At 58.3% G+C, this 25,263-nt stretch carries 20 protein-coding genes; 3 read left to right on the top strand and 17 right to left on the bottom strand.

Annotation, left to right across the window (positions count from 1 at the left end; translation table 11 throughout):
* Positions 1-28 precede the first annotated feature (28 nt).
* On the top strand, positions 29-289 hold the full coding sequence (locus SynBIOSE41_RS16885) for a hypothetical protein (RefSeq protein WP_066912088.1): 261 nt from the start codon (positions 29-31) through the stop codon (positions 287-289).
* A gap of 4 nt (positions 290-293) precedes the next feature.
* Here the strand turns inward: SynBIOSE41_RS16885 and SynBIOSE41_RS16880 are convergent, their stop codons facing one another.
* The 12 genes from SynBIOSE41_RS16880 to SynBIOSE41_RS16825 all read right to left on the bottom strand — a co-directional run bounded on the left by SynBIOSE41_RS16880 (position 294) and on the right by SynBIOSE41_RS16825 (position 13,737).
* A complete protein-coding gene (locus SynBIOSE41_RS16880; protein ID WP_066912085.1) occupies positions 294-500 on the bottom strand; it encodes a hypothetical protein in 207 nt (68 codons plus the stop codon).
* 181 nt (positions 501-681) lie between these two features.
* Positions 682-1,209: an NAD(P)H-dependent oxidoreductase gene (locus SynBIOSE41_RS16875; protein WP_186539035.1), complete on the bottom strand. Its 528-nt coding sequence runs from the start codon at positions 1,207-1,209 to the stop codon at positions 682-684.
* An 87-nt stretch (positions 1,210-1,296) separates the two neighbouring features.
* Entirely contained in the window at positions 1,297-3,129 is a 1,833-nt protein-coding gene (locus SynBIOSE41_RS16870) for a diflavin flavoprotein (RefSeq protein ID WP_186539034.1), read from the bottom strand.
* A complete protein-coding gene (locus SynBIOSE41_RS16865; protein WP_186539033.1) occupies positions 3,129-4,901 on the bottom strand; it encodes a diflavin flavoprotein in 1,773 nt (590 codons plus the stop codon). Before SynBIOSE41_RS16865 ends, SynBIOSE41_RS16870 begins: the two co-directional genes overlap by 1 nt.
* Before the next feature lie 38 nt (positions 4,902-4,939).
* Entirely contained in the window at positions 4,940-6,331 is a 1,392-nt protein-coding gene (locus SynBIOSE41_RS16860) for a TRAP transporter large permease subunit (protein WP_186539032.1), read from the bottom strand.
* Positions 6,328-6,900 (bottom strand): TRAP transporter small permease subunit, encoded by a 573-nt coding sequence (locus tag SynBIOSE41_RS16855; protein ID WP_186539031.1) that lies wholly within the window; start codon positions 6,898-6,900, stop codon positions 6,328-6,330. The genes SynBIOSE41_RS16860 and SynBIOSE41_RS16855 overlap by 4 nt, the downstream gene beginning before the upstream one ends.
* Positions 6,897-8,021: a TRAP transporter substrate-binding protein gene (locus SynBIOSE41_RS16850; protein ID WP_186539030.1), complete on the bottom strand. Its 1,125-nt coding sequence runs from the start codon at positions 8,019-8,021 to the stop codon at positions 6,897-6,899. Before SynBIOSE41_RS16850 ends, SynBIOSE41_RS16855 begins: the two co-directional genes overlap by 4 nt.
* A gap of 152 nt (positions 8,022-8,173) precedes the next feature.
* Entirely contained in the window at positions 8,174-8,587 is a 414-nt protein-coding gene (locus SynBIOSE41_RS16845; protein WP_186539029.1) for an Hsp20/alpha crystallin family protein, read from the bottom strand.
* A gap of 175 nt (positions 8,588-8,762) precedes the next feature.
* Positions 8,763-9,221 carry an MEKHLA domain-containing protein gene (locus tag SynBIOSE41_RS16840; RefSeq protein ID WP_186539028.1) on the bottom strand — a complete coding sequence of 153 codons (459 nt, stop codon included), beginning with the start codon at positions 9,219-9,221 and terminating at the stop codon, positions 8,763-8,765.
* Complete coding sequence (locus SynBIOSE41_RS16835) at positions 9,214-10,122, bottom strand: SWIM zinc finger family protein (RefSeq protein ID WP_066912060.1); 909 nt, start codon at positions 10,120-10,122, stop codon at positions 9,214-9,216. The genes SynBIOSE41_RS16840 and SynBIOSE41_RS16835 overlap by 8 nt, the downstream gene beginning before the upstream one ends.
* Positions 10,123-10,126: 4 nt before the next feature.
* Positions 10,127-13,327: a DEAD/DEAH box helicase gene (locus tag SynBIOSE41_RS16830; protein WP_186539027.1), complete on the bottom strand. Its 3,201-nt coding sequence runs from the start codon at positions 13,325-13,327 to the stop codon at positions 10,127-10,129.
* A complete protein-coding gene (locus SynBIOSE41_RS16825; protein ID WP_186539026.1) occupies positions 13,324-13,737 on the bottom strand; it encodes a hypothetical protein in 414 nt (137 codons plus the stop codon). The genes SynBIOSE41_RS16830 and SynBIOSE41_RS16825 overlap by 4 nt, the downstream gene beginning before the upstream one ends.
* Positions 13,738-13,772: 35 nt before the next feature.
* Between SynBIOSE41_RS16825 and alaS the strand changes: the two genes are divergently transcribed.
* The gene (alaS, locus tag SynBIOSE41_RS16820; protein ID WP_186539025.1) at positions 13,773-16,451 is read left to right on the top strand and encodes an alanine--tRNA ligase; all 2,679 of its coding nucleotides are present in this window, start codon (positions 13,773-13,775) and stop codon (positions 16,449-16,451) included.
* Positions 16,452-16,470: 19 nt separating this feature from the next.
* Here the strand turns inward: alaS and SynBIOSE41_RS16815 are convergent, their stop codons facing one another.
* From SynBIOSE41_RS16815 to SynBIOSE41_RS18445, 4 genes are read right to left on the bottom strand one after another with little or no spacing between them, the layout of a single operon-like run.
* Complete coding sequence (locus tag SynBIOSE41_RS16815; RefSeq protein WP_186539024.1) at positions 16,471-21,240, bottom strand: DUF4114 domain-containing protein; 4,770 nt, start codon at positions 21,238-21,240, stop codon at positions 16,471-16,473.
* A 46-nt stretch (positions 21,241-21,286) separates the two neighbouring features.
* Positions 21,287-21,961: a cyclic nucleotide-binding domain-containing protein gene (locus tag SynBIOSE41_RS16810; protein ID WP_255475852.1), complete on the bottom strand. Its 675-nt coding sequence runs from the start codon at positions 21,959-21,961 to the stop codon at positions 21,287-21,289.
* Positions 21,919-22,359: a Coq4 family protein gene (locus tag SynBIOSE41_RS16805; RefSeq protein WP_370594246.1), complete on the bottom strand. Its 441-nt coding sequence runs from the start codon at positions 22,357-22,359 to the stop codon at positions 21,919-21,921. Before SynBIOSE41_RS16805 ends, SynBIOSE41_RS16810 begins: the two co-directional genes overlap by 43 nt.
* A gap of 41 nt (positions 22,360-22,400) precedes the next feature.
* Positions 22,401-22,580: a hypothetical protein gene (locus SynBIOSE41_RS18445; protein WP_370594153.1), complete on the bottom strand. Its 180-nt coding sequence runs from the start codon at positions 22,578-22,580 to the stop codon at positions 22,401-22,403.
* Between the two features lie 182 nt (positions 22,581-22,762).
* Between SynBIOSE41_RS18445 and SynBIOSE41_RS16800 the strand changes: the two genes are divergently transcribed.
* Positions 22,763-23,443: a Crp/Fnr family transcriptional regulator gene (locus tag SynBIOSE41_RS16800; RefSeq protein ID WP_186539023.1), complete on the top strand. Its 681-nt coding sequence runs from the start codon at positions 22,763-22,765 to the stop codon at positions 23,441-23,443.
* A gap of 17 nt (positions 23,444-23,460) precedes the next feature.
* Here the strand turns inward: SynBIOSE41_RS16800 and SynBIOSE41_RS16795 are convergent, their stop codons facing one another.
* Positions 23,461-25,161, bottom strand: coding sequence for a ShlB/FhaC/HecB family hemolysin secretion/activation protein (locus SynBIOSE41_RS16795; RefSeq protein WP_186539022.1), 1,701 nt, complete (start codon positions 25,159-25,161; stop codon positions 23,461-23,463).
* Between the last annotated feature and the right edge of the window lie 102 nt (positions 25,162-25,263).

Here is a 25,263-nt window from a genome sequence, read left to right as displayed (position 1 = left end):
AGCATTCACCGTCGCAAAAAGGGAATCAATGAGTCGCGACACCAAAAATCAAAAACAATCCACTGAGCAAACCCCAGACTCGCTCCAGCTTCCCGACATCCCCGAATGCCTTCAGGCAGCCCTCGGTCGAGGACACACCTTGCCGATCGAAGGCACCAATGTGCTGAGGGTTCCCTTTGGAATTCGTCAGGCGAGACGTCAGCGCCCAGAGCGTCCTGAGCGCTGGGCAACTCTGGTGATCCCCATTCAGTCTCAGGGATCGCCCACGCCACCACCTCAGGCCGCCTGAGGGGTCAGGCGACTGAGATCAGGCTTGTGTCCTGCTCCAGTCGCCAGTCCAACAATGCTTTCACATCCGCCAGCGAGCAAGTCGGTGTGCGAAAGGGTAAAAGTCGCATCGGGCTTCGTTCCGGTCTGACCAGCCAACTGTTGTTCCCTTGTTTCAACAGAACAAAGCCGCGATAGCGAATCGCGTACTGAGGATCCCGGGTCATGCCCATTCGTGGAATGGAGATTGTGTACTGACCTCGCTATTTCAGTGCTCTAGATGTGGTGTGTGTACGAAAACCCGATTCTCTTTCGAATTGGATTCCTTGGCTGTTGTTCATATATGGGCTGTTCTTAATTCAAGGCTGTTCCTGATTCATAGGCTGTTCTTGATTGATGCGCTGATGAACTGTGTCAGAGCTCCAGTTGTGTCATCTGCATCAGGCGTTGCATCAGGTCGGCAATGCTTTCATCCTTCGCCGGCTTTGCGTAATTGCTGAGCAGCTGGCGCCCTACAACCTGAGCGCCGAGATGGGTGAGCTGGATGCGCAGTGCCACCAGCAGCTCCATCCCATTGCCACCGGAGAAGCTGGCCATGGCGATCGGCCGCCCATTGAAGAGGACCCGGAAGTCATCTCCCTGAACAGATAGCCAGGCGATGGCGTTGGTCAGTACGGGGGGAATTGAACCGTTGTATTCCGGCGCGCAGATCACCCACCGCGGTGCTGCCATCAGTTGTTGCTGCAATGCCTGTATGCCATTCGGCATGCCTTGCTCCTTCACGCGCGGTGTGAATAGGGGAAGTTCGAGTGTGGTGAGGTCGAGCAAGTCGGCGGTGCTGCCCAGCGCTCGTGTCTGGTCCACAAAGCGTTGAGCCAGTTTGAGGTTTTCGCCGTTACTGGCGGTAATCACCAGCACATCAGCACTGTGGGCCTTGCTCATGATCTGCGTTCGCGTCAGAGGTTGAATTGTGACGACTCTTTCAAGCTTGTGCGTGCCGTGTGGTCGTTGTCGTATTGGCTGCTCTATTTAGTAGTTAGCGCCGCTGCGTCGGTGGTGGACGGCTGTGGAAGCTTCCTGATCCAACACGCCGCCGTGATCAAGCTCGGCATAGATCAGCCAGTGGTCTCCGCATTCCATCCGCTGGCTCACTCGCCCTTCCAGCCAAGCGAGCGCATCGGGAAGCAGCGGTTGTTCATTCGGACTGGTCTCCAGTTCCAGACCGCTGAACCGGTCGGCACCTGGTTTAAACGGTTGCAGGAACTGTTTCATTGGTCCGCTTTCGCGTCCCTCGGCAAGCACGTTCAGCGCAAAGCGATCGCCTTTGTGCAGAAGAGCTTCCACGGCGCGGTCCTTGGCCACCGCCACCGTCAGTCCAGGAGGAGTGAAGCTGGCCTGGCTGACCCAGCTCGCCACCATGGCTCCGCTGAGTTCGCCTTTGCGGGTGGTGAGGATGCAGAGGGATCCCACCACGCGTCCAAGCGCCAGTACAGCCGGATCGCTGCGGCTTTCGCTCATGCTTCCGGCATTGCGGCGCTGGGCACGTTTTTCGGCCTGAAGCAGTTTGCGGGCAAAACGTGTGCCGGTTTCCTCCAGCTCCTTCACCATGGCGCGATCAGGGCTGAATTTGACCCGGATCGGGTCGAAGCCGAAACTGAAGCCGCCATCGCGCAGCTTTGTTTCCAGCAGATCGACAGCTTCGCCGCTCCAGCCAAAGCTGCCGAAGACTCCCACCGGCTTGCTGCGGTCACCCTCCGCCAGCAATGTTCCCAGGGCGGAGACCACGGGCGTGGGGGCGTGGCCACCAAGAGTGGGTGAGCCGATCAGGATTCCATCCGCAGACTGGATCGCGGCAACCAGCTCCTCCGACGGTGTGAATTCGCAGTTGAGGCTGGTGACCCGGATGTCAGTGCGACTGACGCCCCTACCCAGGGCATCGGCAATCGCCGAGGTGTTGCCGTAGGCACTGGCGAACAGCAGAACCACATTCAGGCTGGATTGCTGGTGACTTTCCCCCCAGCGGTGGTAATCGTTCAGCAGGCTGCGCCAGCTGGCATCGATGGCCGGACCGTGGGCCGGCGCAATCGTGCGAATGCTCAGTTCCTCCAGGCGCTCCACAAGCAGGTCCACTTTGCGGGCCATCGGCGCCATCAGGCAGTCGTAGAAATGGCGACGCTCCTCTTCTGTGCTGCTCCGATTGGCCTCCGCCCAGGCGGTGGTGCAGAGATGGGCGCTGAAAAACTTGTCGCTCATCAACAGCCCGTATCGCTGTTCGAAGGCCATCAGTCCACCCGGCCAACGCGGAGTTGGTGCAGGCAGGAGCAGCAGGTTGCGCCCATGGCTCAGCGCCTGTGTCTCCTCCCGTCGAATCACTCTTAATGGCGGGAAATCAGGCAGTGGTGGTGGTTGGTCCTCTTCCACTCCCGGGGGCGAGGGCTTGCGCTGGTTCCAGAGTTCTTCCAGCAGTTTGGCGCCAGGACTGGACGCAATCAGTTCAAGGCCTGGATAGTTCCGGGCCAGTTCCTGAAGCAACGCCACACGGTTGGGGTTCACATGTCCCACCACAATCAGCAGGGGCTGATCCGTAGCTGGCAGAACGTTCAGCAGTGCTGGCAGGAAGACGTTGCTGTAGGCCATCCCCGGTGGATGCACCAGAACGGCGGGTTGCTCAATTCCTGCTGCATCAGCGCCTGCCTCGAACAGAAAACTGTTGGCCGTGCTGCCGCGCTCCAGCGCATATTCCAGCTCGAAGCGCAGCCGCTGGGGGCTGAGCCCCCGCAGGCAGACAAGGCCTCGATCAACCGGCAAGGTGATGACCTGCCGGTCAGCGGACGCCGAGCTGGCAGCGACAGTTGTAACCATCAGTAGTGGTTGCCTGTCTTGCGATGATGAACCGCTGTTTTCCCATCGATGTCAGCGACGTTTCCCTGCTCCACCAGCGCGTAGATAATCCAGTGATCCGGCCCTTCCATCCGCTGTTCCACCCGGCAGCTCAGATAGGCCAGCGCATCCGTGAGCACAGGACCACCCTCAGCGGCTCCATGCAGCACATTGACCCCTTCGAAGCGATCGGCTCCGGGGGGGAAACGCTTCAAAAAGTGCTGCATCAGAGGCTTGTAGCGCTCTTGCCGCAGCACGTTGATCACAAAGCTGTCGCCCACCTGCATCAGCGCTTCGATCGCCCGATCCTTGGCCACTGCAACACTCAGGCCGGGGGGGCGGAAACTGGCCTGGGCCACCCAGCTGGCCACCATCGCGCCACTGCGGCGCGCATCACCTTCGCCTTGGCTCGCCGTCACGATGTACAAACCACCGGTGAGGCGACCGAGCGCCTTGTCGAGGTTGGCGTCGATGCTGCGCAGCGCTTCGATCGACTTCTTGCGGGTCAGGATCTGACCGAGGTCGGTTCCTGATTCCTCGCAGCGTTGGTAATCACCGCCCTGGGGCAGCTGGCGGATGCGCAGCGGTTCAAAGGCCGGCTTCAGCCCCTGATTCCGCAGCTGCTCGGCCACAGCATCGATCGGTTCGTCATTGCCACCGAAAGCGTCGTAGACCCCAACAAGTTGTTTGGGCTGAAGAGCGGCCAGCAGGGTGCCGATCGATGCCTGCAGTTCACCATCCGGTTCCGCTGGCCAGGTGGGAACCACCACCGCCTTGGCTTCCCCGACCAGAGCGGTGAGTTCCTGCGGATCGGTGGCCCTCAGATCCACCAGCTGAACCTGTGCATCGGCTTTGCCGATGCCGTGGGCGATGGCCTGGCTGAGGCGGTCCGAGAAGCCGTATTGGCTCAGATAGCAGACGGCTGCGTAGCTGTCGCCCTTGCTGCGTTGGCTGCTCCACTCTCTGTAGTCGTTCAACCAGTGGCTGAGGTGTTGGCGCAGCAGGGGGCCGTGCCCCACGGCGACGGTGTTGATCTCGGGCAGTGCATCCATGCGCTTCAGCGCCTGCAGCACGCTGCGGGCATTGGGGCCCATCAGGCAGTCGTAGTAGAAGCGGAAGTCCGGGGCGATGGCACCGGGGTCCGTATCGAACAACTCCTCGGAGCAGTAATGCAGTCCGAAGGCATCGCAGGTGTAGAGGATGCCGCTGCCGTGATCGAAGGAGAAGATCGTGTCGGGCCAGTGAAGGTTCGGGGCACTCAGGAACTCAAAACGATGCTGCACGCCTGTGTCGGGACTGGTGCCCAGATCCAGTTCATCGCCGGTTTTCACAGCTCGCGATTTGAAAGGGCGGTGCACCTGATCCTTCAGAAACTGGATCGCCACCTTGGAACCCACGATCTCGATGTCTGGATTGAGGTCGATCAGATCGCCGATCAGTCCGGAATGATCCGGTTCGGTGTGACTCACGATCAGATGATCGATCGCCATCGGATCGATCTGCTCTTTGAGCAATGGCACCCAGGTGTCGCGGAACTTGGCGTGGCTGGTGTCGATCAGGGCGTTGCGTTCGCCGCGCACCAGGAATGCGTTGTAGGTGGTGCCGTTGCGTAGCCCGAATTCAATATCGAATCGGCTGCGTTCCCAGTCGAGGGAACGGATGGTGGTGCTGTCAGCCGCGATCAGCTCGCACTGCAATGTGAGTCGGGGGGTCACAGCAGTGGAGTTCGTGCTGTTCAGGCTCGCCGTGACCATGACTGAATCGCGCGTTGTAGCCAACTTTACGAAGATCTTCAGGTCATCGGACCCGGGCTGAGGGCTCCGGCGACACGAGGCAACCAGTCCACCAGGCCTGGTACCGCGATGATCAAGGCCAGGACTGCAACCTGCAGGCCGACAAACGGCAGAGCGCCCCGATAGATGTCTCGCGTGCTGACTTCATCGGGTGCCACGCCGCGCAGATAGAACAGTGCAAAGCCGAACGGCGGTGTGAGGAAGGAGGTTTGCAGATTCGCGCCGATCATCACGCCAAACCACACCAGAGCTTCGGGACCCAGCAGCTGCCGGGCGGCGGGAAGCAGCAGCGGAACTGCGATGAACGCGATTTCGAAGAAATCGATGAAGAAGCCCAGCAGGAAGATGATCAGCATGCTGAACACCAGGAAACCCACTCGCCCTCCCGGCAGGTTGAGCAGCAAATCTGAAATCAGCTGATCGCCGCCCACACCGCGGAACACCAGGCTGAACGCGGTGGATCCCATCAGGATGGCCATCACCATGGCCGTGGTGCGCATGGTGCTCTCACAGACATTCGAGAGTTGCTGACGGCTGAAACCGCCATTGAGGCCTGCCAGCACCATGGCGCCGACCGCGCCAATCACGCCCGCTTCCGTTGGTGTCGCAATGCCGAAGAAGATGCTGCCGAGCACCGCAACGATCAGAGCGATCGGTGGCAGCACCGATTGCACCAACTGCAGAGGATGACCGGAGCCGGTGAGCTCGGGCTTCAGTTCGGGGGCCAGTTCCGGCTTGAGCGAACTGATCACCAGCACGTAGATGGCGAACACCGTCGACATCAGCAGGCCTGGAACCAGCGCCCCGATAAAGAGATCGCCGACTGAAATGCCGAGCTGATCGCCCAGCACCACCAGAACAATGCTGGGGGGGATGATCTGACCGAGGGTGCCAGAAGCCACAATCACCCCTGTGGCCAGGCTCTTGTCGTATCCCGCCCGCAGCATGGCGGGCAGGGAGATCAACCCCATGGTGGTAACGGTCGCTGCCACCACACCGGTTGTTGCTGCCAGAAGCGAACCCACCAGGACAACGGCCAGCGCCAGGCCGCCACGCAGACGCCCCAGCAGCCTGCCCATGGTTTCCAGCAGGCGTTCAGCGATGCCGGAACTCTCCAGCATCGAACCCATGAACACAAAAGCGGGGATGGCCAGCAGGGTGAAGTTGGCCATGATCCCCAGGATTCGCTGGGGGAGAGCGGTGACGAACTGTGGTTCGATCTCACCGCTGAGCATGCCCAGCAGGGCGAAGATCACCCCGATACCACCAAGACAGAACGCGACGGGAAACCCGCTCAGTAACGCCACGATCAGCGCCAGAAACATCCCTGGAGCCAGCACCGTGGAGGGGTCGAAGCTGATCACCCAGCCGAGGGCTTCGATTTCGATCACAGCATGGTGCCTCCCCCCTGGCGCTGCTCTTCGGCAGCCTGGGCGGCCTCGGGGTGAGCGAGTGCCAGCCGCAGGCGCAGCGCTTCGGCGATTCCCTGCAGCCCTAGCAACAGAAAGCCCAGGGGAATCAACGATTTCACCCAGGTGCGTGGCAGCCCGCCCGGGTCGGGGGACATCTCGGCGATGCTCCAGGAGCGCAGCGCGGGTGCAATCGAGATCGCCATCACCCCGAAGGCGAAGGGCAGCAGCAGAAGAAGGATGCTGTTCAGCTCTTGACGGTTGCGACGGCGCGGTGACCAGCGGCTCTGCAGCACATCCACACGCACATGGCCCTGTTTCTGCAGGGTCCAGCCGAGGCCGAGCAGGAAGATCAGATCGAACAGATACCACTGAGCCTCGATCAGACCGTTGGAGCTGAGATTGATGCCGATGGCTGAACCGAGATAGCGGCCGACAACGTTCCAGATTCCGATGGCCAGCATCAGCAGCACGGACCAGCGCGCCAGCCAGGCCGCTGCGGCATTGATGCGATCCAACAGGCGCACCACACCGGAGAGAGGTTCGCTCATCCTTCACCTCCCTCGGCGCTGGTGTTGAACTTCACCAGCGGCAGTTCATTAATGCGATTCCAGTTCAGGGTTTCCTTCTGGAACAGACGCCAGCGCTCCAGTAAATCTCGGAAGCCGGCATCGCCAGCTGCAAGATCCGCGAACAGGACGCTGGTGGCTTCCTTGGCTGCTTCGAGGATGTCGTTGCTGTAGGCCTCAAGTTTGATTCCCTGTCGCCTGAGTCTCAGCAGCGCCTCACTGTTGCGCTGTTCGTATTTGCTGAGCATGCCCAGATTGGCCTGATAACAAGCCGTGCTGAACATGGCCTGATACTCCTCAGGAAGTTTGTCCCAGGCACTGCGGTTCACCAGCGCGGTCAGGCTCGGCCCAGGTTCCCACCAGCCTGGGTAGTAGTAGTACTTCGCTGCTTTGGGGAGGCCGAGCTTCTCGTCGTCGTAGGGGCCGGTGAACTCTGCGGCGTCAATGGCTCCCCGTTCCAGTGCCAGATAGATCTCGCCACCTGGCAAGACCTGAACGTTCACCCCAAGGCTGGCCATCACTTTGCCTCCAAGTCCTGGGATGCGCATCTTCAGGCCTTTCAGGGACGCCAGATTGTCGACAGGTCGTTTGAACCAGCCGCCAAGTTGACCGCCCGTATTTCCGGCAGGGAAGCTCTTGGCGCCGAAATCGGCGAACAAGGCGTCCATCGCCTCATTGCCGCCTCCCTGATAGAGCCAGGCATTCTGTTGCTGGGCGGTGAGCCCGAAAGGCACGGCGGTGCCAAAGGCGAACGCGGGATTCTTGCCCACGTAGTAGTAGCTGGCTGTATGGCCGCATTCCACGGAGCCAGCTTGAACCGCATCCAGCACTTCGAGCCCGGGAACGATTTCACCGGCGGCAAACGGTTCGATCGTGAACCCTCCGCCACTCATCGCCTTCACCTGTTCGCAGATGGTTTCGGCACCTCCGTAGATGGTGTCGAGTGAGACCGGCCAGCTTGTCGCCATCCGCCAGCGCACCTGGGGAAGGCCACTGCCGCGACCGGTTTCAGCACGACGAATCGTGCAGGCGCTCAGTGCTCCGGCTCCGGCTGCAGCGGCGAGCGCTTGCCCGCTGGTCCGGAGCAGCTGCCGACGTTGCATGACGTGCTCCTGCTTTGGTCGCCGATGAGACGACGCTGATCCAGGGAAGGCTATCGATCAGTCTCTGCCTGACCCTGTTTTCGCAATCAAAAAAGCCCCCTGCCTTGGCAGAGGGCTGAATCGTTCTCTTGATCCTGGTGCTGACTTGGGTCTCAGTTTTCCACCTTCACCGACACGGTGGTGCGGTTGTCCGTTTTGGGAGCCTCGATCGTGAGGATGCCATCGCGGTAGCTGGCCCGCAGTGCATCGCGGTCAAGGGAATGGGCGAAGCGAAAGCTGCGGCTCCAGTTGCCGTAGCGAAACTCGCTGAGCAGGGTGTTGTCTGTCGACGCTTCGGCCACATCGGCTGCATTGGCCTGAGGATTCAGACGCTCAGCGCTGACGCTGAGACTGCGATCGCTGGCTTTCACGTCGATGCTGTCGTGAGTCACGCCAGGCAGTTCCAGGCGAATGGAGTAGTGATCTTCGGTTTCGTGAATTTCGGCGGCTGGTACACGCTCGACTTGTGAAAGCTGTTGGTCGAGACGCTCGAACAGATCAAATGGTGATTGACGCAGGGTGATCATGGGTAACTCCTGAAGAGTGATGTTGATGGGGTGTTGGCATCACCCACATCGCCAATATGTGCGGTTTGATTGACTCTTAGTAGGGGGGCAACCGCCCGATTCTGTTCGGTCTAGACCACCGGGTTCGGTTGTTGCGAAGGGGCAGTCGCAACAACCGAACATCAACACATGTCACTCACAGCCAGCGCCAACTTGAGAATGCTGCCGCTTGGCCACAGTTGCGGCCTTGGTCATCCCGGAAGGTCCAGATTCTTGCGTTGTTGATCATGAATCGTTGCCCTGTTCGTGACACTCTAACGCCGCTATAACCTTCGAAAGCGTCCTGTTGCTGCGCCCGTTGCAGGGCGGAAGCTCGTTGCTCGCGAGCTCCTTCCTCCGCCGTGCAACGGGAGGGCATGCCGATCATCTCCTGCCAAGACCGCTCCCAAAGGCGCAGAGCGGTGGCATTGGCATAAATCAGCAGAGGATCAGGGCTGTTGTCGTGAGCGAGAACGGCCATCTCGCTGCTGAACAGGTCCTTGGCTGGGTCGCCACAGGTCAGCAGTGGCCGCTTGAAGCCCCGTTGGTGAGACAGCATCAGCCTGCTGATCAGGCGCTGGGATGCCGGCGTCTGCCAGGGCGCTGATTCAGCCACCGGCTGCCATCGCTTCCAGCATGGCCCGCTGTGCCAGGGCCTGACCCTGATCGCGCAGGTGCTGAAGGAAGCGAGGTCTTGATTCTGGGAAGCGTGGCTCTTCTGCCAGGGGAAGATCACCTGCCGCATCAAGGCCTGTGTCTCCTTCCATTGCGGGGGTGATCACCACCAGATCACCGTCGAGGTTGGCCTCGTAACGCCACCAGAGCGTGGGGTCCAGGACCGCTGGATGCGGCGGCTTGATGGTGTCGTCCGGGTTTGACCCGCCGCCATCCGCGGATGGCGTTGATTTGCTCGCAGCCTTTGCCTGTTCAGCCCTGGCCTGCAGGGCCTTGAGCCGATGTTCTGCGAGGTTTTCCAGCAGTTTCGTGCGCGTGCGCCCCCTCAGCTGAAACAGCACGAACGGGTCTTCACTGAAGCGTTCTCCCATGAGGAAGTACACCGCACTGATGTGCTTGCAGGGATTGGCCTTGTCCGGACAGCTGCATTCACTGCGCACCTCCTGCAGCTTGAAGGGGAAGAGCCGTCGGCCACTGGCCGCAAAGGCACGTTCGATGTCTGCCGGCATGATTCCGGCCAGAAGCTGTGCCGACCAGCGGGCTTTTTGTGTGAGTGCTTCCAGCACGAAGCCCCAGTCCTCATCGCTCAGCACATCCAGCCAGAGCTTCACTTTGTAAGGGTCTTCATCGGTTCCCTGAACACGGGCATGAACCCGTCGCCCCTCGAAGCGAATTGAAGTCACATGTCCTTCACGGGCGTAGGTCCAGGCCCGTTCCAGGCGTTTTTTGAAGCGGTAGGAGTTGATCAGCTCCATCCACTGTTCAACCCACCAAGGTTGTTGCCCGAGCCCCTCGTCACTCAGTGAGGTATTGATGCCGCTGCTGTTAGGGGTGATGGTCATTGCGTCAGGAGGGATTGTCTTCCAGGCTCACCAACTCCTTGAGCTGGCCCATTTCGAGTCCTCCGAGCCATTCCTCGCCGGAGCCCACGATGTCTTCCGCCAGTCTGGACTTCTCGCGGATCATCCGGTCAATTTTCTCTTCCACTGAACCGCTGGTGATGAACTTGTGCACCATCACGCGGTTGTTTTGTCCAATGCGATAAGCCCTGTCTGTGGCTTGGTTCTCCACCGCCGGGTTCCACCAGCGATCGATGTGGAACACATGGCTGGCACGGGTGAGATTGAGGCCCACGCCACCGGCCTTGAGTGAGAGCAGGAACAGCTGTGGTCCGCGGGGATCTTCCTGAAAGCGATCGACCATGGCCTGCCGCTCAGTCTTGCTGGTGCTACCGCTGAGGAAGGGCACCTCGCTGCGCCAGCGGCGTTGCAGATATTCCCTCAGCAACGTTCCCCATTCCGCGAACTGGGTGAACAGCAGAGCGCGGTCGCCGGCCTCGATCACTTCTTCGAGAATCTGTTCGAGCCTTTGCAGCTTCGCGGAACGCTGTAAGAAATCCTCGCTTGCCTCCTTCTCCTTGAGAGCAAGGGCGGGATGGTTGCAGATCTGTTTCAGGCGGGTCAGCAGTCCCAACACCTGTCCATGGCGTTTACCCCTCGGAGCGCGGGCGATGGCGTCGAGGGTGTCCTCGACGGTCTTGGCATAGAGCGACTTCTGTTCCTTGCTCAGACCAACCCATTCGCTCAGTTCCACCTTCTCGGGCAGATCAGAGATGATTGCCTTGTCGGTCTTCAAACGCCTCAGGATGAACGGTCCCACACGCGATTTGAGGTCACGCAAAGACGACATGTCGCCATAGCGTTCGATCGGCATTCGATAGCGCTGGCGGAAGAATTCCTCCTCGCCCAGAACCCTTGGGTTGAGGAAATCCATCAGTGCCCACAATTCACTCACCCTGTTCTCCACGGGCGTGCCGGTGAGGGCGATGCGAAAGCGGGTGCCCTTGCGAGTGCGGGCCAGATCGCGTGTGGCCTGGCTCTGCTTGGCCGAGGGGTTCTTGATGGCCTGAGCTTCATCGATTACTGTTCCCTGCCAGTCGAAGCTCTCCAGCAGATCGATGTCCCGCTGCACCAGTCCGTAACTGGTGAGCACGAGGTCGACATCCTTTAAAGCCTTTCTGAGAGCGGCCAGAGTCGTGGGCCGTCTGGGGCCGTAGTGCTCATGCACGTTGAGCTCAGGCGTGAAAGCTGCGGCCTCCCGTTTCCAGTTGGTCAGCACCGATGTGGGTGCCACCAGCAGCACGGGCTTCTTCAGTTCCTGTTCCACCTTGAGGTGTTGCAGGAAGGCCAGCAGCTGGATCGTTTTGCCCAGTCCCATGTCATCGGCCAGACAGGCACCCTGGTCAAAACGGTGCAGGAAGGCGAGCCAGCCCAGCCCACGTTCCTGATACGGCCGCAATTGTCCACAGAATCCTTCAGGTGCCGGCAGTGGATCGGGTGATTTCTGCTGGTGGTACTGCTCAAGGACCGCCTGAAGCCGGGGGCCGGCATCGAAGGCGTGCACGGGAAGACGCATCAGCGTGTCGCCCTCGGTTGCAGTCAGCCGCAGGGCGTCATCCAGACTGAGCTCAGGATTGGCGCTGCAGAAGCGTTCAGCGTTCTTGAGGTCATTGGGGCGCAGTTCAATCCAGGCTCCCTTGTGACGCACCAGCGGGCTGCGTTTGCCACTCAGGCGTTCCAATTCGCGCAGGGTGAGCGTGACGCCACCGATCATCAGCTCCCAGCTCCAGTCGAGGCTCTCACCCAGGGTGAAGCCTCGGGAACGCTCGGGCAGTTCCGCCTTGATCGCCAGTCCCAGTCGGCTGGCCAGTCCGCCTGAAAGGCTGGGTGGTAGATCGACGCCAACACCCACATCGCGAAGCTGGCGTGCTGCAGTGCGCACGAGCACGAAGGCTTCGGCAGGGGTGAGCTGCATCGCTTCCGGTGTTGCGCTCTCGAGGCCTCGCTCGATCGGTGCGAACACCGTCAAGGCCCGGCCCATGCCTTCCAGGAGCACTTCGCTCGGATGCTCCACGGGAATCTCTCCCAGCTGAAGACCCCGGGGGCCTGCAGCCCAGGCCGCACTCGCCGGCAGCTTCAGTGTGGGATCCGACTCGGCCTGCAGGAAGAAGCGCAAGGGCCAGAGATCTTCACCCTCCGCCGGCGTGGCCAGTTCGAGGCAAGCTCGTGCTGGAGCAACATTGCCTGCCACACCCTCTCGCCAGTGGTGGCTGGCGGTGGCCAGACGCTCGGCCTCTTCATCATTGAGATTGATGACGCCGGTTTCAGAACTGAGAGCGTCTTCCCAGGCGCAGAGCAGTGGGTCAAGGCCTTCCTGAGCAGGGTCGAAGCCTTTGCGCAGTTGCGCATCCAGCAGATCCTCCAGCAGGGTGGCCACGCGCAGCCGGCCGCTGCGGGGTCGACAGCAGGCCACGGGATTGGCGGCTCGCATCGCTTCAGGTCGCAGCCTGGTCATGCGGTTGCTGCGTCGGCCTGTCGGTTCGCGCCAGGGCAGGGCGCAGGTGGCAACCAGGGGTAGTCCCGCCGCCAGGTCCTCGAGCCGGCGCCGGTCTTCCTCGCGATTGAGCAGCGGCACCCAGCGAGCTCGGTGGGGGTAGCCCTCGCCCTTGCTCAGCTCCACCTGGGGTAGCCAGCGGCCTCGCGCCACCAGGCTCAGGGCCCAGCGCTGCATGTGGCTCCACCAGCGCAGCTCATCCGCCAGATCCGGATGACGACCTGAAAGAGGCAGCTTGGCCAGCCATTCAGTGGCGGCCATGGGTTCGATGGCCAACCCCTGCACCTGCCAGGGCCACCATTCGGTGGTTTTGGGAATGGGTTCCCCGGCCTGCAGTGGCAGACCGCACCACGGTGGGTCGTCCTCGGAGGATGCCTCTGCCGTCGCTGAGCGCTTGCGTTTCGGTTTAACGCTGCGACTTGGCAGGGTGAGGCAGGCCGTTGCATCGATGATTCCGCCGGGCAGCATGTCGCGTTCCGTGAGCCAGGCGCGCAGATCCTCGGTGCTGAGGGTGAAGGGGTGAATCGCGGGGGTCGCGCCCGGTCCCATCGGCTCTGCCACACGCCAGGTGTCAGCCCACACGAGCAGAGCAGCTCGACCGGAGCTGCTGGGGGTACGAATGGCCGGAAGCCAGGTGGCGTGCAGCAGGCTCATGGCCGCGACGCAGACAACATGCGTTGGGTTCCGTGAAGCAGGAGCGAGCAGCCGATCAACGGCAACCACCCCATAACGAGATCCTGCATTAATGATGCCAGGGAATCAGCATCTGCCCAAGGGGGTGGCAGGCACATTCCCAAACTGCGTATTCCGCAGACGGCTCCCACCAGTCCAGCCTGCAGGTGGGAGTCCTCCGGATCCACACGCTCAAGGTGGAAGGCCAGTAGTCCGTAAAACAGGCCGCAGCCTGTGGATCGAACCGCCTGATCAACCCCGAAGGACAGGCTGAGCAGCCCCGCCGCCAATCCGGCGACCAGGGCCCAGCTCAGGGAGCGCAGCCTCAACACTGCGCGACTCTGCTCGGAGGTGCTGTCGGCCAACGTCGGTGGCAGCTCAAAGGCGATCATGGCTGCAGGACCTGCTGTTCAAGCCCGAACCCGCCATGGCTGTTGCACGATCGTCGCGAAACGAGGCAGCTGCTCCCCGCACCGGTGCGGAGATCCGCGAAGCGTTCCTGGCTTTCTATGAGCAGCGTGGTCACAGGCGTATGGCCAGTGCCTCACTCGTGCCTGAGGATCCCACGGTTCTGCTCACGATCGCGGGAATGTTGCCGTTCAAGCCGATCTTTCTCGGTCAGCAGCAACGGCCTGCCCCCTGTGCGACCAGCAGTCAGAAGTGCATTCGCACCAACGACATCGAGAACGTGGGTCGCACTGCCCGGCACCACACCTTCTTCGAGATGCTGGGCAACTTCTCTTTTGGGGATTACTTCAAGCAGCAGGCGATTGAGTGGGCCTGGGAGTTGAGCACCGTCATCTACGGCTTGGATCCCAAGAATCTGGTGGTCAGCGTCTTCCGGGAAGACGATGAAGCCGAGCAGATCTGGCGTGATGTTGTCGGCGTCAATCCGAAGCGCATCATCCGCATGGATGAAGCCGATAACTTCTGGGCCTCAGGCCCAACAGGACCCTGTGGTCCTTGCTCGGAGATTTATTACGACTTCAAGCCCGAACTCGGCGATGAAGGAATCGACCTTGAAGACGACGACCGTTTCATCGAGTTTTACAACCTGGTGTTCATGCAGTCGAATCGTGATGCGGAGGGCACACTCACACCGCTGGCGAATCGCAACATCGATACGGGGATGGGTCTGGAGCGTATGGCTCAGATCCTGCAGAAGGTTCCTAATAATTACGAAACCGATCTGATTTTTCCGCTGATTGAATCGGCAGCCGATCTGGCTGGTGTCGACTACCACCAGCTCGACGACAAGGGCAAGACCTCGCTCAAGGTGATCGGCGACCACAGCCGCGCTGTGACGCAGTTAATCAGCGATGGCGTCACGGCCAGCAATCTGGGCCGCGGCTACATCCTGCGCCGGTTGCTGCGTCGCGTGGTCCGCCATGGCCGTCTGCTGGGGATCGACAAGCCGTTTCTCAAGACCATGGGTGAGGCGGCCATTGCGCTGATGCAGGCGGTGCATCCTCAGTTGGTGGAGCGCAAGGAAGTGATCCTGGCGGAGCTGCAACGTGAGGAAGCCCGATTCCTGGAGACCTTGGAACGGGGAGAGAAACTGCTGGCGGATGTGCTGGCCGCTCAGCCGAGGCAGATCAGCGGTGCCCAGGCCTTCGAGCTCTATGACACCTATGGATTTCCGCTGGAGCTCACGCAGGAAATTGCCGAAGAGCATGGTCTCACCGTTGATCTGGCCGGTTTTGAAGTGGCGATGGAGCAACAGCGTCAGCGTGCCAAAGCTGCTGCCGTGAGCATCGACCTCACACTCCAGGACGCCATTGATCAGGTGGCCTCAGGGATCGATGGAACCGATTTTCGTGGTTACGAGCAGCTGGAGCAAAGCAGCAGTGTGCAGGCTCTTGTGGTGAATGGGGACCCCGCCCAACAAGCCGTTGCCGGTGATTCCGTGCAGGTGGTGCTTGATACCACTCCCTTCTATGGCGAGGGTGGTGGCCAGGTGGGGGATCGCGGCACGCTGGCAGGTGAAGGTCATGACGGCGACGGCCTGATTGTCAGCGTGGAATCCGTGAGTCGAAACCGCAGCGTTTTCGTGCACAGCGGCAGGGTTGAGCGGGGAATACTCGCGGTCGGCGATGTGGTGCAGGGTCGTGTGGATCGCAGCTGCCGACGCCGTGCCCAGGCCAATCACACCGCCACCCATCTGTTGCAATCGGCGTTGAAACAGGTGGTGGATTCAGGCATCGGTCAGGCCGGATCACTGGTGAACTTCGATCGCTTGCGTTTCGACTTCCATTGCCCGAGGGCTGTGAGCTCGGATGAACTGGAGCGTATTGAGGTTCTGATCAACAGCTGGATCGCTGATGCCCATGAGCTTCAGGTTCAGGAAATGGCGATTGATCAGGCCAAGGCAGCCGGAGCGGTGGCCATGTTCGGTGAGAAATATGCCGATGTGGTGCGTGTCGTCGACGTGCCTGGTGTGTCGATGGAACTCTGCGGTGGCACCCATGTGGCCAACACCGCTGAGATCGGTCTGTTCAAGATTGTCAGCGAAAGCGGAGTGGCGGCTGGCATCCGACGCATTGAAGCCGTGGCGGGCCCTGCGGTGCTCGCTTACCTCAACGAACGCGACGCTGTGGTGAAGCAGCTGGGAGAGCGCTTCAAGGCACAGCCCGGCGAGATTGTGGAGCGCGTGAGTGCACTCCAGGACGAGCTGAAGACCACGAGTAAAGCTCTTCAATCTGTTCAGGCGGAGTTGGCGGTGGCCAAATCAGCGGCTCTGGCCTCCAAGGCGGTTGCGGTCGGTGAGTTTCAGCTGCTGGTTGAGCGTCTTGATGGTGTGGATGGAAGCGGTCTGCAAGGTGCTGCCCAGAACCTGAGCGATCAACTGGGTGAGGGTGCAGCAGTGGTGATCGGTGGCCTGCCGGACCCTGCCGATCAGGGCAAGGTGATTCTGGTGGCAGCCTTCGGCAAAGCTGTGGTGGCCAACGGACAGCAAGCGGGCAAGTTCATCGGCGCGATTGCCAAGCGCTGCGGCGGCGGCGGCGGTGGCCGCCCGAATCTGGCTCAGGCCGGAGGTCGGGATGGTGCGGCTCTCGATGGCGCTTTGGACGCGGCCAGGCAGGAGCTCGCAGAGGCATTGGCTTGAGCTCTTTTCGCTCCAGTTGTCAGACTTGATTGTTAAGGCTGAAATTCAGGCTCACGATTAGATCATTGAAGTCTCGGTTGTTGTTATCCAGTCCTTCGAAGCCGATCAGATTGCTTCCCAGCATCCGGATGTGATTGGTGCCGTTGGGATTGGCATCCGCGAATGCGAAATAGTCAACCACTTCCGCAAGCTGATGATTTGTTAGTCGTAAGACCGGTGCAAGCAGTGATTGTTCCTGAAGAATCGCTTCGCTTGTGCTGGTGATGCCATTCTCAGTCGTGAGATCTTCGAGTGCTGTCACGGTATTCGCCTCATGAAGAGCGGCAGCTTGGTAGCCGTCGTCTCCTGGTTGCAGGATCTGGCCGCTGAGCGGATCAAGAACGGCACCGTTTGTGTCGAGTACGCGATAGAAGCTGACCTGTGAGGAAAAAGCGGCCTCCCTGCTCACTTCAATTGATGCGTCAACGATCATGTCTCGGTTCAAGCCTGTGAAATCAAGCAGGGGAGCGATGGTTTGCTGCTGGCCGATCAATGCATCCAGGTCACCAGTGCTGTGGCTGAGCTCCAGGTCGACGATGAGTCCACTGCTGGATTGAATTCTTGCTGTGCTGTCATCCAAGAGCTTCGGCTCTAGAAACTTCAGGCGTGGGTCATCCAGATCGTTCAATTCGCTGAGATCGGCTCCCTCGACTTCAAAGAACCGCACTTGCTGGTAGTCGACCAGTGAGAGCTGTTGCCTGAAATCATCATTTTTTAGCAGGGTTTGATCACCCAGCTTGAGGTTGGAGAACAGGATCTGGGAGCGTTGTTGCAGCTCCTCGAGGTCACTGAGAGATGCAAGATCGGTTGGCTCACCATCGTTGAAGATCACCATCCCGAAGCTGTTGACGTTGTTCGCCTGGCTTTGGAGTGAAGCGCTCAATTGCAGGGGGATGTCCGTGTTTTGCAGAACCCCATCGCGGCGAGCTCTGGTCGTGACCTGTACGGCCTCCTTCTTGTCGCCGGCACTGAATATTGGGGTTAGATCGATGTCTCCAAGGCCCTGTCCTGCAAAGATCTTGGACATGTCTGCAGCGATGGCCTGCTCAAGACGGATGCTGCTGGATGCGGGGTCGGCATCGGTGGCCTGGTTGTCGCGCATGGCGAGATAGACCCAGTCGGCATGGCCATCGTGATCGAGGTCGTAGAGCCGTGCTCCTTCGCGACTCAGGGGGTCGTAATTGAGGTCGTACCACTGCCAGGAATCGAGCTGGTCTTCGTCGAGAATCGTCAGGATTTCTTGTGGGTCTCCCGGAGCGGGTTGATCGCGTAATACATCGAGTTCGAAGCCGATGCCGATGCTTGGCAAGGCAGTGTTCTGCAACCTGAGATCCATCTGCAGGCCACGGCTGGGCATGCCGGCCAGTTGGTCATTGGCAGAGCGGTACCGATTCAGGATTCCGGCTGTTGTTGTTTCTAGGAACTTCGCTCCGTGAATCGTCAGCGGCTTGTAAATCAACTGGTTGACAGTATCAAGTGCAACCAATTTGTAATCGCTATTTTCAGACAGCCCACGTGCAATGGTTCTGCTTTCTTTGAGGATTTGATTGAGATCGATCTCATTCAAATATACCGAGTCTGAGCCGCCGTTGAGATTGATGGTGTTGGTGCTGACTGCTGAGCCGTCAGCTGTTTCAAGGCTATATTCTAAAGTTGCATCTGGTTGTAGATTTAGATAGTCGTTGGCAGTAATTGTAAGAATTTGCTGTGAGATGTCTTGAGGGAATGTGAGGGGAATCGAGATGCTGTCAGGATTGCTATCATCTGACTTTGATTGATAGCTTTCAGATAATAAGTTGGTGAATTGTTCTAATTGCCAGGATGCTGGAGAAAGGTTGTTGAAGCGCGCTAGCGACTCCTCTGAGAGGTCATCCTTGAACTTCCGTATTTCTGCTTCGTAGTCGCTGAGTCGCTTCAGATAGCGTCGCCATTGATCGACATCATGCAGAATGAGATTAAGATTTACTGATGCATCGGAACTCTTGATTTGGTTTCGGTCTGCCTGCAAAACGAGAGAGTGGCTTTTTAGATTTCCTCGCTTGTCAGTCCTGGCTGAGCCAAAAAGTTGCAGACCGACCTCACTTGTGGTGAGAGCTTGGTTTGCTGTTGGTGGTTTGCCTAACTCTCCTGAGAAGCTGTAAATCCAGCTTCCTTTGCCAATGGTGCCTGCGATGAGTAGGTCGTCTTCTGGTATGTATTTCGTCATGCTGACGTGTGCTCCTGGGCTGATGACGCTGCTCGTGCTGGTTGTGCGCTCGCTCAGCTGCCATGGCATGGCTTGAAATGTGCCTGGTTTTCCGCTCGTAGGGTCGAGTTCTGTGATCCAATGGCCTTGGAGGCCGCCAATTACCAATTGGTCCGCTCGTAACTCATTGCCTGGAATGAATACAACAGACTGAAGTCCGACTTGGTCATATTCAGATAGTTTAATCCCTAGATCACTCAAACTCATGTTATTAACTGTTCCGCTTGCACCAGATTTCCAACGTAAAGACTGGCCTTGACTGGGTCCTATACGTGAAAACCGAAGAGACCTACCGCCTTCTAACCAATAAACAGTATCGTCAGATTCAGGGTTGGAAGCTGGTTTGTGGGCTATGTCAGTGATTGACACCCCTATGTCAGTTTTATAAATCTCTTGCAGCTCTTTTTCGTTTGAATCCTGTTGCTTCGAACGTCCGAAGATTTTTGTTGGCGCAATGGGGGCAAGCTGCGGTATATTTTCGGTATTAACGATTGATGCAGCTATATAGAGTGAACCTTGATTGTCCACCGCAGTAGAATAGTAAGCCTGTTCTCTTGTGGTTTCGAGATCTGGAAGTAATTTTTTGAACGTCCAAGTATTTGCGTTGATGTTGGTTGTTTCGTAAATATTTTTTCCACCTGCCATAACAATGCTATCAGGATCGTATGGATTTGCTTCAAAAGGTAAAATAAATCCCATGTCTGCCGTTTCGCCGACTTGTATCCAAGGAATTGTTGGTTGCGAGCCGTCTTTGGATTCAAGCTCAAAATGTGTCTCATTGTACTGAGCAATATCGCCGGCCTCGTTGAGGCTAAACCTCACGATTGAGCCTCCTCCCTCGTTGCTAATATAGTATTGTTGGGCCGATAAAAAGACATCCTGTAGGTTGGTCTGAGTGTTGTTGCGAGCGATGGCAATCTCTCCATCCCCGTACCAGTAGTTTGTGAAGTGTTTGTCATCAAATTGTCCGAAGGAAGCGGCGTTGTCCTGAAAGGAAGAAATCACGGTGTTACTTACCGGATCCCAGTCGCTCATCATGACTTCAAAAGTATTGAGCCCCGGGGCTGCCAAGCTGCGCCACCAAAAGTCCGGATCGGTTTGTGATTGATTCGATGTGGGCATCTGTAGTGCCCAGACTCCGCCATCATCCGTTTGAATGGCAAATTGTTTGCCATCTTGGTCAATGAAGACCACGCTGCGGCTGTCGGCGTGGGGCTGCCCTTTATCGGGAACGAACTGGGCGTTGGCAGCATCGTCCTCCAGGTCCTCAAGGCGAGGTCCGTAAAGTGGTATCCAGTTTTGTTGGTTGGATTCGGTCTCAAAGTCGACCTGTAAGAGGCCGCCTGCGTAGTTCAGTGATGGAGCAAAGCTTGAATTTGCAAAATGATTGCCGCCGGAGACGACTCTTGTTCCATTGGGATTATAGGGATTTGATTGTAGTGAAAAGTTTTTTGTTGCTTGGCTGGTTCCAATTTCATTGCCGTTAAATTCCTCGTAACGATAGTCTAATAGTTGAAAGGTCTTTGGGTCGATCTCTAAGCGATCAATCCGGCTGATTTGTCCTGATTTTGAAGAGCCCAAAAATGCAATAACATTTCCGTTTACTGGATTCGGGTGGATGGCTAGACGTTGAAGTTGGTGAAATCCTTTTTGATCTCTGTTTTCTAGAAGATCGGCTACGAGCGCTTCGTCACCTTGAAGATTGATCCACTCAATGCCGTTGTGACTGAGTTGCAGATCCGCTCCCTGGTCGGGAGAGAAGTTAGTCCCTTCCATGCTGAAACCCCAGGATCGACTGCGCATGAAAAGTTCATCACCATCCAGCTCAACAGCGCCCAAGCGAAAATCACTGGGTGTTCTTTGATCATTTTGTAGGTGGAATGAGTTGTGTATTTCTTGCTGGAGATCATCGCCCTTCAACAATGTTGAGTTAATGCTCAGACTGGCGTTAAAGGGTCCCTTTCGACTAGTGGGGTCGCTTTTGAAGTTTGTAATCAGGTTGTGGCCGCTCCACTGCAAACCACTCACCAGCTTCTGATCAAGTCTGTTCAGCAAGTCTGCATCCATCGGGATCCAGCGAATGTCCCCGCCGGGCAGGATTTCACCCACCTGTAGACCCGCTCCAGGGGTGGATAATCCTTTGTAGTTGGAGGTGTCGCCGCGTCCAACGGCGAGATAACGTCCATCAGGGGAGATCGCAAGGTGGCCAATGGATTGCGAGCCTTCATAGCCACTGCCTGGCATCGACACCCATCGCCAGGTGGTGTCCGATTCCAGTGGATTACCGGCGAGGTCGACCTCACGGACATACACACCGCCGTTCACACTTCCGGCGTAAATCAGCGTGTTTCCGCTTTGCGGGTCTGGCAGTACGGCCAGGCCATTGGTTGCTCCGGCTGCCAGCGTTTGCCCTGTTTTGTATGAAACCCCAAGACGCCCCTGGTAGCCGTCACGCGTGACATCCAGTCCTACAGGAAGCCAAACGTTCGGGGTGATCGACGTCATTGGGTTGTTTTGACTGAGCCTCGTCTAGGACTGATCAGTCGCTTTGTCAGTTCTTCAGTTGTTGATGGATGTACTGCAGTTGTCGACTGGCCTTGGCAATGCAGAAGTTGACACCACCCAACTCTGTTGTGGTTTGTTTGAGGTGGTCCTTTGCATCGTCGTGTACGGCTTCGATCCCGTTCAGCAGCATGGCGATGACCTGATTGCCGCGGCGGCAGCGTTCACTGACCAGTGACAGCATCTCCACGACGAGGTCAGTATCAAACAACATGGCTTGTAGCAGTGCCTGGCCTGGAATGGCCAGCAGTTCTGCAGGTCCCCCCACCACACGGAAATCGGCGTAGTGCCTGCCATTGGCGAAGAATCCAACTTCGCCAAGTAATTCCACGGCCTCCACTTCGGCCAGAGTGTGGATCTGATCGCCGTGATGGACATCAACCGCGACACGGCCCTGGGTCAGCAACATCAATGTCTCCACGGAGTCGCCTTGATGGAACAGCACGTCTCCTTCGTTTGCGATCAGCTTCTCAGGGTTGAGCTCCTGTTGGTGCGCGACCAGCAGGAGCCTCAGTCGTTCTCTGAAGGCCTGTAGTTGAGGTTCATCTCCCCACATGGCTTCACGGCTGTTCTTTCCGTGATACATCCAATCGCGGGAGAATGCTTGCGTGGATGGATGGATCAGCCGGTGATGGCTTCGGGAAGCCTCAATTCGTTGCGCCACTCATTGAGGGGACGATCCCAGCCCTCCTCCAGTTTGCGGGCGATCACAAGCTCGGCATCCAGTCCCATCTGGAAGCCCTTCGCCAGTGCGCGCAGCATCGGAGCCAGAGGTTCATCCTTCTGCAGTGCCTTGAGCATGCCTCCGAAGATCAGCATCACCGCCAGAGGGGATCGGTTCTGGGCGAGATTGAATCCCTGCAGGCCCAGTTCACTGACGCCATCGATTCCAAATCCGCTCAGCACATGCGCGATGTCGTGGGTTTCCTTGAGGCGGTGCACGATGTAGTCACGCTCATTGTTGATGGGTGAAGGGTCGAGCAGCTTGTCAGGAGTGATGCCGAGGCTGATCAGTTGATCGGCGTAACAACGCCCGAGTGTGCCTTCCGGAAGGCTCTGCAGTGCCGATAAGTCGATCGGCTGCGGACGCCAACCATCCTTGACTAATTTGCGAAGTCGGGATTCTCCAGCAGATGGCGGGCCATCTGCTTGGCCATCGGACTGTCTTTGACGTTCGCTCCGATGGCAAGGACGCTGTCTAGAGAGCCCGGATTTTTGAGGAAGGCGACCAAGCCGGCCAGCAGCTTCAGGCTTTGCAGTCGTTCTCCGAGTTTGATTTGCATTGATACTGGGCAGGTCCGCACAGTTTGCGGCCTTTGCGATGTTCAGTCATGGTCTGAAGATTGGGTGGATATCCAAGGCGTTCGTTAACCCAGACCTTTGACGTGCTATGGATTCAGAGTCTTTCCCATGGCGATCATGCTGCCCTGGATCGAGACTCACGTTCAGTTTGACTTCGCTGCCGATGATCAGTCGCGACGATCTGCGGGCTATCGCTCTTTTCAAGAGTCTTGACGATGAATTGCTTGACAGGATTCTTGACCGACAGCGTGAGCTGGTGCATGAAGCGGATCAGATCATTGTGATGGAGCAGGACTGGGGGGAGTCTCTGTTTTTGCTTTGCGATGGTTTGGCCAAAGTGCGCACCTACACCACCGATGGTGATGAGGTCGTGATGTCGCTGTTGGGAGCTGGTGATGTCTTTGGAGAGATGGCGGTTTTCGATGGAGACACCCGGTCTGCTGATGTGGTTGCTCTGACCAATCTGCGTCTGGTGAAGCTGCGGATTCCACCCTTTGCAGCACTGTTGAATCAACAGCCTGGCTTTGCGCTCGCCCTCGCACAACTGGAGGCGAACCGCTTGCGTGACCTGAATCGCCGCTTTGCACTCCAGACCGCGGATGCGACGACCAGGCTTCTTGGTGCCCTTGCTTATCTGGCCCGCAAGAGCTCGGCCGACGACGATCTCCAGGCTCAGATACCACCTCTCGCTCAGCTGGAAATTGCGTTGATTGCAGGTCTGGCCAGGGAGACTGCCTCGCGCACACTGAGCAAGTTGCGTCAACGCGGCACGGTGATTGAGGACAACGGGCGATTGTCTCTTGTTGATCTCAAGCCCTTGGAGAAGCGTGGTCTGCTGTCTTAAACAGCCTTGCTGAGTGGTCAGAACCGATATCGCAGCTTGCCGTAGACACCGCTGCCGAGCAGCCAGTCGTTCCAGAGCCCGATGTTGTCGTCATCGTCGAACTGGTCCGTCCAGCCCAGTGAGATTGACCAATGGCGTCCATGCAACCAGCGCAGCAGGACTCCGCCGGTACCAATCGTGTCGTTGAAGCTCAAGGAGTCGCGGTTGGTTTGAATCCCGCCCATGCCGAAGAAAGGCACCAGTTGGAGAGTGTTGTTTTGGTTTTGCCAGAAGGACCAGTTCAATTCAGCGCTGCTCAACCAGCCGGTGTCTCCGCTGATCAGGGTTCCTGGCAGTCCTCTCAGCCCCACATCGCTTCCCAGTGAGAAACCCATGTCGTTGGTGAGTTCGTTGAACGCCACTTGCCCGGCGGCACGCCAGTTGAGTTGAAGGTTGGGCGCCATGCGCCAACCCAGGGAGGTGATGCCACCTAGGGCTCGCGATTGGTCGGGGTTGATGCCGAAGTAAGCCAGATCCTTCAGTTGCTCTGCGCTGCTGAAGCCTGAAAGTCCTTGCAGCCAGTACATCTGTCCTGACCATCCGAAGTTGTCGTTGCTTCCCGCATGTCCGATAGCAAGTCGGAGGTAGCCGGTGTTCAGCTGCCCGTCCGGGCCGCCACCGATGATCAGCGGAACCGAGCGACCATCCAGATAGCTGTCGCTGCGGTTGGCGCTCAGGCCAGCCTGTGCGAACCAGAGCTGACGATCTGAATCTTTGAGGGTCCACTGCAGCTGCGCCAGCCCCTGGTACTGACGGAAGCTGAGGCCATGGGCCGGACCTCGGGCTTCAACCAGATTGCGGCGACTGGCGCCAAAGGATCCGGTGATGTTCACCGATTCCCCCAAGGGCAGTGTGTAGCTGATGGAGCCAAGCGATGCTCCCAGTTCTGGATCACCATCAGCATTCAGTTCGCCGTAGATCTGAAGGAAGTCGTCGTCGATCAGAGCTTTTGGTTTCTGCAGCACAGTGAGCGCTCGCCATTCACCGCTGCCTGCATTGCCGTCGTTGCGAACACTCAGATCACCTCTCCAGGGGTGGCTGGCGGCGGTGACCGTGAGAGTTAGAACGGCTTGAGTCGGATCACTTCCCAGTTTCCCAAGGCTTCCTGAGACGCTGCCGACGACAGACTGCTGCTTGAGTCGTTGCAGCTGTTGTTGAAGACTGGGCAGGTGAAGGGTCTGATTTAAGAGGCTTGCGAGGCGCTTGCGCACCTTCTGCTGCAATTGCTGATCGTCACTGTTGACGTGTAGCTCCACCAGCCGGCCCATCACGACAGTGAGATGGGCTGGTGCGGGCTCTTCATCGATGAAAACCCGCGAATTCACATAGCCGTCCTGCTGCAATTGTCCGCTGAGAGTTTCAGCGCAGCGTTTCAGACGTGTCTGTGCACTGTTGTCGGCTTGGCAACGGCGCAACAGCTTCCGGAGTTCTGATGTGCTGTAAGGCGTTGTGCCCTTGATTTCAACGGAGATATCACCGTTGTCTTCTGAAGCTGGTTCGGACGGCGAGACTCCTGGCTCTGTGAATGAATCGTTGTTGGGAGTCAGCTGTCGGTCGTCGACGTCCGGTTTGGTCTGGGGAGATTCCGGTTCAAGTTGCTGAACCGGTGCCGGGTCGGGCACGCGAGCGGGGCCTGGTTGAAGGGGAGGAGACACCAGTTGCGCCAGCAGAAGCAGCATTGATCTGGCAACTGTGAGATCTGGCGAACTTTAAAGTTGAACGAACAAAATTGGCCTAACCTCGCTTCCAGGCACCAAATTCGTTGCAAGTTTTCCCTGGAG

Source organism: Synechococcus sp. BIOS-E4-1, from assembly GCF_014279995.1.
In the GTDB taxonomy this organism is placed as follows: domain Bacteria; phylum Cyanobacteriota; class Cyanobacteriia; order PCC-6307; family Cyanobiaceae; genus Synechococcus_C.
This window is presented reverse-complemented; position numbering and strand designations above follow the sequence as displayed.